This window comes from Herbiconiux liangxiaofengii (genome assembly GCF_041927335.1).
GTDB lineage: Bacteria > Actinomycetota > Actinomycetes > Actinomycetales > Microbacteriaceae > Herbiconiux > Herbiconiux liangxiaofengii.
The window spans coordinates 183052-192033 of sequence record NZ_JBHFHD010000005.1 but is presented as its reverse complement, the minus strand read 5'-3'; the positions used below and the strand labels follow the sequence as shown (position 1 = coordinate 192033).

Sequence of the window (8982 nt, the reverse complement as noted above, 5' to 3'; positions counted from 1 at the left end):
GCGTAGAGCCGAAGAGCGACTAGCGCTTCGAGAACTGCGACGCCTTACGGGCCTTCTTGAGACCGGCCTTCTTGCGCTCGATGACGCGGGCGTCACGGGTGAGGAAGCCGGCCTTCTTGAGCTGAGCGCGGTTGTTCTCGCGGTCGATCTCGTTCAGCGCACGGGCGATGGCGAGGCGCAGCGCACCGGCCTGGCCCGAGGGGCCACCACCGGTGATCTTGGCGACCACGTCGTAGGAGCCGATCAGGTCGAGCACCTTGAAGGGGTCGGTGATCAGCTGCTGGTGCAGCTTGTTCGGGAAGTAGTGCGCGAACTCACGGCCGTTGACCGTGAGGGTGCCGGCACCGGGAACCAGACGCACGCGGGCGATGGCCTGCTTGCGACGGCCCACGGCTGCGCCGGAGACGTTGAGAACGGCACGGGGCGCGCGGGGCGCCTCGTCGGCCGGGGTCTCGGTGGAGTAGCTCTCGGGAGCCACGTCGATCTGATCTGCGATTTTCGCCACGGTAGTGATGAGTCCTTTGTCTGAGTCTGCTGAACGAACGCGGGACGCTACTGGGCGACCTGGTCGATGGTGTACGTGGTGGGCTGCTGGGCAGCGTGGGGGTGCTCTCCACCTGCGTAGACCTTCAGCTTGCGGAACTGGTCGCGACCGAGGGAGGTCTTCGGCAGCATGCCGCGGATGGCCTTCTCGACGGCGCGCTCGGGGTTCTTCTCGAGCAGCTCGGCGTAGCCGACGGCGCGCAGGCCGCCCGGGTAGCCGGAGTGGCGGTAGGCCTTCTTCTGAGCCAGCTTCGAACCGGTGAGCGCGACCTTGTCGGCGTTCACGATGATGACGAAGTCGCCCATGTCCATGTGAGGCGTGAAGGTCGCCTTGTTCTTGCCGCGGAGGATCGCTGCGGCGTGGCTGGCCAGACGGCCGAGAACCACGTCGGTGGCGTCGATGACGACCCAGCCGCGCTGGACCTCGCTGGCCTTGGGAGTGTAAGTACGCGTCACAGTAGTGCTGCTTTCTTGTTCGAGTGAGGAGTTCGTGAATCCCGCTCCGGTGGGTCTTGCGAACTGGATCAGTCGCAAGGCAGCCGATGGAGGGCTCAACTACGGGCGAACGGCACGAGGCACGGACACCAAAGATCAAGGATAGGCGATACCACCCGAGCGGTCAAATGAGCTCGCGACGCGCCCTGGTCTGGAGCGCCCGCGTCTGCAGCTCGTCGTCGGCCGGATACCCCACCTCGGTGAGTACCAGGCCCTTCGCGGGCATCACCAGGAACTCCCCCGTGCGCATCCGTTCGTCGCGCAACCGCACCAGGTCGGCGCCCGACAACGAGCCGTCGCCCACCGACACCGTGCCACCCACCAGCGAGCGCACCATGCTGTGACAGAAGGCGTCGGCTTGCAGCGAGGCCACGAGCACCCCGTCGTCGTCCCGCCGCCAGTCGAACGACTGGAGGGTGCGCACCGTGGTCGAGAAGGCCCGTGGCTTGCAGAACGTGGCGTAGTCGTGCAGCCCGAGCAGCGCCTGGGCCGCCGCATCCATCGCGTCGAGATCGAGAACGGCCGGATGCCGCACGGTCGTTCGCCGCAACAGCGGGTCGCGGGCCCCCGTCGGGTCGCTGACCCGGTAGCGGTAGCGCCGCCAGACGGCCGAGAAACGGGCGTCGAAACCGGGCGGGGCGATGCTGGAGGCCTGCACGAGCACGTCGGAGTCGGCGCCGAGGATGCCGTTGACCCGCTGGCCGAGCAGTCGCGCGAGGGCGTCGGGCGCCATGGTCGTGGCGTCGTCGCCACGCCGGCGGAGGCTGCGCAGCTGCGCGTCGTGGAGGTCGAGGTGCGCGACCTGCCCGGTGGCGTGCACCCCCGCATCCGTGCGGCCGGCCACGAAGAGCTGCGGTGCCGGCGGATAGCGACGGAACAGCGTCGCCAGCACCTCCTCGAGCACGCCCTGCACCGTACGCAGGCCCGGCTGCTTCGCCCAGCCCACGAAATCGGTGCCGTCGTACGCGATGTCGAGGCGGAGCCGCCACTGCCCCGTTCCGTTCTCGACCACGTGAGGTATTTTACGCGGCTGGACGTCGCGGCCGACTACCATGCTCACATGACGATTCCTCAGCAGCTCGGTGTCTGGGATGGGCCGGTTTATCGCATCCACGCGGCGGGACTGGACTTCGCAGTCATCGCGGGAGCCGATACGGATCTCACGACCCTCGACAACGTCGACATCGAGGTGCGTCTGCCCGATGACACCGTGTGGACGGCCACCATGTTCACGTACGACGAAGTCGGGCGGCTGATGCAGCTCTGGGCCGAGTCCGGCGACGCGAACGACGGCGGGTACTTCGCCTGCGCGGACTCCGTGATCGTCCGGTCTGCGGGATTGCACGGGATGATTCGGGCGCTCGCGGATCTGTTCGCCCGGGGTGAGCTGACCAGCATCCTGGGTCGAGGCGATCCGGACTAGACGACGAAGGCCCCGCCACCCTTGCGGGTGCGGGGCCTTCGTACGGCAGCCGGAGGACTACTTGGCGTCGGACTCCGACGCGGTCTTCTCGGCGGGAGCCTCGGCGTCGGCAGCCTCGGCGGTCTCCTCCGCCTCGGGCGCCTCGGCGGTCTCGTCGGCCGGAGCCTCCTCGACGACCTCGGCCTCGGGCTCGGCCGCCACGGGGGCCGCAGCGGCAGCCGGCTTGGCCGACTTGCGCTTCGGGGTCACCGGCTCGAGCACGAGCTCGATCTGCACCATCGAGGCGTTGTCGCCCTTGCGGAAGCCGAGCTTCGTGATGCGGGTGTAGCCGCCGTCACGCTCCGCGACGAGCGGAGCGATCTCGGTGAAGAGCTCGTGGACGACCGACTTGTCGCCGATGACGCCGAGCACGCGACGACGGGCGTGGAGGTCTCCACGCTTCGCGAAGGTGATCAGGCGCTCAGCGACCGGACGCAGGCGCTTGGCCTTGGTCTCGGTGGTCTTGATGCTCTTGTGTGTGAACAGGGCGGCAGCCAGGTTGGCGAGGAGCAGGCGCTCGTGTGCCGGTCCGCCGCCGAGACGGGGTCCCTTGGTTGGCTTGGGCATTTCTTATCTCCAGAAGTGAGTCAGTTGATCAGGTGAGTCGGGGCAGGCGGGAGAACGTCTCAGACGTTCTCTTCGTCGTAGCCGCCGTAGAAGTGGGCGCCGTCGAAACCGGGAACGGTGTCCTTCAGTGACAGGCCGAGCTCGACGAGCTTGTCCTTCACCTCATCGACCGACTTCTGGCCGAAGTTGCGGATGTTCATGAGCTGCGTCTCCGAGAGGGCGACGAGCTCCGACACCGTGTTGATGCCTTCGCGCTTCAGGCAGTTGTACGAACGCACCGACAGGTCGAGGTCCTCGATCGGAACCGAGAGCTCCGAGGAGAGAACGGCGTCGACCGGCGCGGGGCCGATCTCGATGCCCTCGGCCTGGGTGTTCAGCTCGCGGGCGAGGCCGAACAGCTCGGTCAGCGTGCGGCCGGCCGAAGCGATCGCGTCGCGCGGCGAGATGGCCGGCTTGGTCTCGACGTCGACCACGAGGCGGTCGAAGTCGGTGCGCTCGCCGGCACGGGTGGCCTCGACGCGGTAGGTGACCTTGAGCACGGGCGAGTAGATCGAGTCGATCGGGATCTGACCGGCCTCGGAGAACTCGCTGCGGTTCTGGGTCGCCGAGACGTAGCCGCGGCCGCGCTCGATGATGAGCTCCAGCTCGAACTTCGCCTTGTCGTTCAGGGTCGCGATGACGAGGTCGGGGTTGTGGATCTCGACACCGGCCGGAGCCGAGATGTCGGCCGCGGTGACCTCACCGGAGGCGTGCTTGCGCAGGTACGCGGTGATCGGCTCGTCGTGCTCGCTCGAGACGACGAGGCCCTTCACGTTCAGGATGATCTCGGTGACGTCTTCCTTCACACCGGGGATGGTGCTGAACTCGTGCAGCACGCCGTCCAGGCGGATGCTCGTGACAGCAGCGCCGGGGATGGAGGACAGCAGGGTGCGGCGGAGCGAGTTGCCGAGGGTGTAGCCGAAGCCGGGCTCGAGCGGCTCGATGATGAACCGCGAGCGGAACTCCGAGATGTTCTCTTCGGTGAGAGTTGGGCGCTGTGCAATGAGCACTGTTATTCCTTTCGGCTGAGCGTCCGCTATATGACGCTCATGTGCAGAGGTATTGAGTTGTGGAGAACGACCTCACCGACGGGGCGCCCTGGGGCACCCCGTCGGTGGTTCAGTGCGAAAGGATCACACGCGGCGGCGCTTGGGCGGACGGCATCCGTTGTGCGCCTGGGGGGTGACGTCGTTGATCGAACCGACCTCGAGGCCGGCGGCCTGGAGCGAACGGATCGCGGTCTCGCGACCGGAACCCGGGCCCTTGACGAAGACGTCGACCTTCTTCATGCCGTGCTCCTGAGCCTGGCGGGCGGCCGACTCGGCAGCGAGCTGCGCGGCGAACGGGGTCGACTTGCGCGAGCCCTTGAAGCCGACGCCACCCGAGGAAGCCCAGCTGATGACGGCACCGGTGGTGTCGGTGATCGACACGATGGTGTTGTTGAAGGTCGACTTGATGTGGGCCTGGCCCACGGCGACGTTCTTCTTCTCTTTCTTGCGCGGCTTGCGAACGGCCGACTTGGGGGTTGCCATGTATATCTCCTGGAATCCTGGTCAGTCGGCGCGCTTAGCGGCCGGCCTTCTTCTTGCCGGCGACGGTGCGCTTCGGGCCCTTACGGGTGCGAGCGTTGGTCTTGGTGCGCTGTCCGCGCACGGGGAGTCCCTTGCGGTGGCGAACACCCTCGTAGGAGCCGATCTCGACCTTGCGGCGGATGTCGGCGGCGACCTCGCGGCGGAGGTCACCCTCCACCTTGTAGTTGCCCTCGATGTAGTCGCGGAGAGCGACCAGCTGGTCGTCGGAGAGATCCTTGACGCGGATGTCGCCCGAGATCTCGGTGTCGGCGAGGGTCTTCAGCGCGCGCGTGCGGCCGACCCCGTAGATGTACGTGAGGGCAACTTCCACGCGCTTGTCGCGGGGAATGTCAACTCCTGCTAGACGTGCCATTGTGGCTATCTCCTGTTGATGAGTGGAGGTCTGTGACAGTGAATGTGCTCCGGCCTCCGACCGAAGGTGTCCGCCGCCCGGTTCTCACCGGGCGGCATCTGACACTGCCATTAGTTGTCGCCGTCACGGATGACGGCGGGGTGTTCAGCCCTGGCGCTGCTTGTGGCGCGGGTTGCTCTTGCAGATGTTCATCACTCGGCCGTTACGGCGGATGATGCGGCAGTGCTCGCAGATGGGCTTGACGCTGGGGTTGACCTTCATTGTGATTTCTTTCTTCGCTGTCCTCGTACCCGTCGGAGTGCCGTCGGGCCGTTACTTTCCAGCCGCCACCGAAGTGGGCATTACTTGTAGCGGTAGACGATCCGGCCACGGGTGAGGTCGTAAGGGCTCAACTCCACGATCACGCGGTCCTCAGGAAGGATGCGGATGTAGTGCTGACGCATCTTGCCCGAGATATGGGCAAGCACCTTGTGGCCGTTCGTCAATTCCACCCGGAACATTGCGTTCGGGAGAGCCTCGACGACTGCGCCCTCGATCTCGATAACACCGTCTTTTTTGGCCATAGCCTCACTGTCACTAAAAATAGATTCTGCTGGTCGTGCGGAGGTTCAGCCCACTGAAAATGGGCCGAAAACACCAAAGATCGAGCTTACACTACGAATCGCCGTCGATCAATCAACGAAATGCGTCGACCGATCGGATAGTACCGACGAGGTCGGCGAAGAGCGGATGCGCGGGTGTGATCCCGCAGGCCCGCTCGGCGAACTCCTCCGGAGTCGACGACGCCAGCAGCTCGGCGAGCTCAGCCACCTGAGGGTCGCTCGGAGCGTCGAAGCGCAGGGCGGCGCGCACCGCACGCAGCAGGGCCACGTACGGCAGGCCCCGCTCGGCGAGCTCGGCCGCGGGCCCGATGAAGCGCTCGTGCCGGCTGATCTTGCGCAGCGGCTGGCGCCCCACCCGCTCCGGGGTGTCGGTGAGCGCCGGGTTGGCGAAGCGCACCAGGTTCTTCTCCAGGTACGCCTCCTGGGTCGCCGGGTCGAACTCGTGCTTGGCCACGAGGAGCGTCTTGGTCTCCTCCAGCACGGCCTTCACCTCGGTGAACACCGCGGGGATCGCGAGGGCGTCGGCCAGCGTCGTGGCCCCCTCCACCCAGCCGTGGTAGGCCGTCGTGGCGTGGCCCGTGTTGACGGTGAACAGTTTCCGCTCGATGTAGGGGGCCAGATCGGCGACGAAGTGCGCATCCGGGATCGTCGGCAGACGGTCGCCGAACGGGCCGGACTCGATGGCCCACTCGAAGAAGTCCTCCACGGTCACGTCGAGGCCGTGGCCTGGCTCCTGGTTGGGCACGATGCGGTCGACGGCGGTGTTGGCGAACACGGCGCGCGCGAAGGCGTCCGACGCCTCTCCCCCGTCGAGCCGGCCCACGATCTCGCCCTTCAGCACGTCGGTGGCGTTGATGGCGTTCTCGCACGCCATCACGGTCAGCGGCGCGAGCGCGTCGTCGCGGGCCTGGAGAGCCTTGGCGATCACGGGAGCCACGAACCTCAGGATGTTCGGGCCCACCGCGGTGGTCACCACGTCGGCGGTCGCGATCTCCGCGACCACCGCATCCTCGTCGGCGGCGCTGTTCAGCGCACGGTAGTCGGTCACCGTCTTGACGGACGAGTTCTCGCCCACCGCGTGCACGTCGTAGCTCGTCGAGGCGGCGAGAGCGTCGATCAGCTCGGCGTTCACGTCGGCGAAGACGAGCTCGTAGCCCGCGTCGTGGAGGATCAGCCCCACGAATCCGCGGCCGATGTTTCCTGCGCCGAAGTGAACGGCCTTCATCTGGTGCTCCTAGGTCTGTTAGTCGTTCACGTCGCCGAGGATCTGGAGGACCTCATCGGCGCTGGAGGCGGCGAGCAGTTTCGCCACCTCGTCCTCGTCGCTGAACACGATGGCGATCTTGGTGAGGATGTCCATGTGCCCGCCGTCCTTGCCGGCGATGCCCACGACGAACCGCACCTGCTCGCCACCCCAGTCCAACGGCTCGTCGTACCGTACGAACGAGAGCGCGGAGTCGAGGATCGTGTCCTTCCCCTCGTTCGTGCCGTGCGGGATGGCGAGGAAGTTGCCCATGTACGTCGAGACCGTCGCCTCACGCTGGAGCATGTAGTCCAGGTAGCCGGCCTCCACCGCACCGGCGGCCACCAGGATGTCGGCGGCCTCTCGGATGGCCTCTTCCTTGGTGCGCGCGGTGCCGTCGAGACGGATCTGCGAGGCTTCGATGACGGACATGGGCTCCTCCTTCGTCGTGCGCGTCGCCTAGTTGGCGGCGTGCTGGTTCTTCAGCTTCTCGATGACCTCGTCGTAACGAGGGCTGTTCATGAAGTTGTCGACCGACACGTGCTCCGCACTCGGGGTGCGCTGCTGGGCGCGCGGCGTGAGCTCGCGCTGCGTGATCACGAGATCGACGTCGTCCTCGAGGTTCGCGATGGCCTTGTTGACCACGGTCACGCCCTCGATGCCGGCCTTCTTGATCTTATTCCGGAGAACGGATGCGCCCATGGCGCTCGATCCCATGCCCGCGTCGCAGGCGAACACGATGTTCGAGATCGGACGGGCGTCGGTGAGCAGCGAGGTCTCCTCGGCCACCGCCTCGGCGTCGCGGGCCGGAACACCCTCGGCGCCCAGGGTTCCGAGCACCGAGCTCTCCTTGCCCTTGTTGGCCTGGGTCTTGGCGACCGCGGCCGACAGGTCGCCGGCGTTCTCGCTCTCGAGGTCGCGCTTGCGGCTGGCCCGCAGGATGACCGCGGTCACCAGGAACGACACCGCCGCCGCGGCGATCACCGAGAGGATGACGCCGATGTAGCTGTCCGGCGCCGTCTGCAGCAGCACCGCGAAGATGCTGCCGGGCGATGCCGGCGCACGCAGACCGGTCTGGAAGAGCACGTTCACGGCCACGCCGGTGGCGCCACCGGCGATGGCGCCCAGGATGACCATGGGCTTCGACAGCACGTACGGGAAGTAGATCTCGTGGATGCCGCCGAAGAACTGGATGATGATCGCACCGGGGGCGCTCGCCTTGGCGAGACCGATGCCGAAGATGGAGAAGGCGAGCAGGATGCCGAGGCCGGGGCCGGGGTTCGCCTCGATCAGGAACAGCACCGACTTGCCCTGCTCCGCCACCTGCTGCACGCCCAGCGGGGTGAAGACGCCGTGGTTGATGGCGTTGTTCAGGAACAGCACCTTGCCCGGCTCGACCAGGATCGAGGCCAGCGGCAGCAGACCGGCGGAGATGAGCCAGTCCACACCGGTCTCGAGGGCCTTCGACAGGCCCTGGATGACCGGGGCGATGCCGAAGAAGCCCGCGACGGCGAGGAGGGCGCCGAGGATGCCCGAGGAGAAGTTGTCGACCAGCATCTCGAAGCCGGCCTTGATCTTGCCGGCCCAGATCTTGTCGATCTGCTTGATCAGGTACGCGCCGAGCGGCCCCATGATCATCGCGCCGATGAACATCGGGATGTCGGCACCGACGATCACACCCATCGTGGCGATGGTGCCCACCACGCCGCCGCGCGCGCCGTAGACCATGCGGCCACCGGTGTTGGCGATCAGCAGCGGCAGCAGGTACGTGATCATCGGGCTGACGAGCCCGACGTACTGCGGGAAGGTCGTACCGTCGTCCGCCTGGGCGAGCGCGGTGGCCGCTCCCGACCAGCCGATCACGTCGGCATTGCCGAATCCGCCGAGGATGCCGTTCGGCAGCCAGCCGGTGGCGATGAACAGGGCGGTGATGAGACCCCAGGCGATGAACGCCGGGATGTTGGGCATGACCATGCCCGAGAGGAAGGTGCCGAAGCGCTGCACGCGAACGCGCGCTCCCCCTCCGGTCTTTGCTTCTGACGTCGTTGTCATGACGACTGCTCCATTCGTGTGGGTGTAGGGAGGGT

13 protein-coding genes are annotated in these 8982 nt (G+C 66.7%); 1 reads left to right on the top strand and 12 read right to left on the bottom strand.

The window, feature by feature from the left end; translation table 11 throughout:
• Positions 1–19: 19 nt before the first annotated feature.
• From rpsI to ACEXOR_RS03265, 3 genes are all read right to left on the bottom strand, one after another.
• On the bottom strand, positions 20–505 hold the full coding sequence (rpsI, locus tag ACEXOR_RS03275; protein ID WP_374847955.1) for a 30S ribosomal protein S9: 486 nt from the start codon (positions 503–505) through the stop codon (positions 20–22).
• Between the two features lie 47 nt (positions 506–552).
• A complete protein-coding gene (gene rplM, locus ACEXOR_RS03270) occupies positions 553–999 on the bottom strand; it encodes a 50S ribosomal protein L13 (RefSeq protein WP_374847954.1) in 447 nt (148 codons plus the stop codon).
• A gap of 163 nt (positions 1000–1162) precedes the next feature.
• Complete coding sequence (locus ACEXOR_RS03265) at positions 1163–2050, bottom strand: tRNA pseudouridine synthase A (RefSeq protein ID WP_374847953.1); 888 nt, start codon at positions 2048–2050, stop codon at positions 1163–1165.
• Positions 2051–2098: 48 nt separating this feature from the next.
• Between ACEXOR_RS03265 and ACEXOR_RS03260 the strand changes: the two genes are divergently transcribed.
• Positions 2099–2461, top strand: coding sequence for a hypothetical protein (locus ACEXOR_RS03260; RefSeq protein WP_374847952.1), 363 nt, complete (start codon positions 2099–2101; stop codon positions 2459–2461).
• A gap of 57 nt (positions 2462–2518) precedes the next feature.
• Here ACEXOR_RS03260 and rplQ read toward each other — a convergent pair whose 3' ends face one another.
• The 9 genes from rplQ to ACEXOR_RS03215 form a co-directional block, all read right to left on the bottom strand.
• Positions 2519–3067 carry a 50S ribosomal protein L17 gene (gene rplQ / locus ACEXOR_RS03255; RefSeq protein WP_374847951.1) on the bottom strand — a complete coding sequence of 183 codons (549 nt, stop codon included), beginning with the start codon at positions 3065–3067 and terminating at the stop codon, positions 2519–2521.
• 59 nt (positions 3068–3126) lie between these two features.
• The gene (locus tag ACEXOR_RS03250; protein ID WP_374847950.1) at positions 3127–4116 is read right to left on the bottom strand and encodes a DNA-directed RNA polymerase subunit alpha; all 990 of its coding nucleotides are present in this window, start codon (positions 4114–4116) and stop codon (positions 3127–3129) included.
• A gap of 123 nt (positions 4117–4239) precedes the next feature.
• Complete coding sequence (rpsK, locus tag ACEXOR_RS03245) at positions 4240–4638, bottom strand: 30S ribosomal protein S11 (RefSeq protein WP_022896808.1); 399 nt, start codon at positions 4636–4638, stop codon at positions 4240–4242.
• Between the two features lie 34 nt (positions 4639–4672).
• Positions 4673–5050, bottom strand: coding sequence for a 30S ribosomal protein S13 (gene rpsM, locus ACEXOR_RS03240; protein WP_066041126.1), 378 nt, complete (start codon positions 5048–5050; stop codon positions 4673–4675).
• A gap of 144 nt (positions 5051–5194) precedes the next feature.
• The gene (gene rpmJ / locus ACEXOR_RS03235; RefSeq protein ID WP_066041129.1) at positions 5195–5311 is read right to left on the bottom strand and encodes a 50S ribosomal protein L36; all 117 of its coding nucleotides are present in this window, start codon (positions 5309–5311) and stop codon (positions 5195–5197) included.
• A gap of 80 nt (positions 5312–5391) precedes the next feature.
• Positions 5392–5613, bottom strand: a complete 222-nt coding sequence (gene infA / locus ACEXOR_RS03230) for a translation initiation factor IF-1 (RefSeq protein ID WP_022883252.1) — start codon at positions 5611–5613, stop codon at positions 5392–5394.
• 112 nt (positions 5614–5725) lie between these two features.
• Positions 5726–6877 (bottom strand): mannitol-1-phosphate 5-dehydrogenase, encoded by a 1152-nt coding sequence (locus ACEXOR_RS03225; RefSeq protein WP_374847949.1) that lies wholly within the window; start codon positions 6875–6877, stop codon positions 5726–5728.
• Positions 6878–6895: 18 nt separating this feature from the next.
• A complete protein-coding gene (locus ACEXOR_RS03220; RefSeq protein WP_374847948.1) occupies positions 6896–7327 on the bottom strand; it encodes a PTS mannitol transporter subunit IIA in 432 nt (143 codons plus the stop codon).
• A 27-nt stretch (positions 7328–7354) separates the two neighbouring features.
• Positions 7355–8947, bottom strand: coding sequence for a PTS mannitol transporter subunit IIBC (locus ACEXOR_RS03215; protein WP_374847947.1), 1593 nt, complete (start codon positions 8945–8947; stop codon positions 7355–7357).
• Positions 8948–8982: the final 35 nt, after the last annotated feature.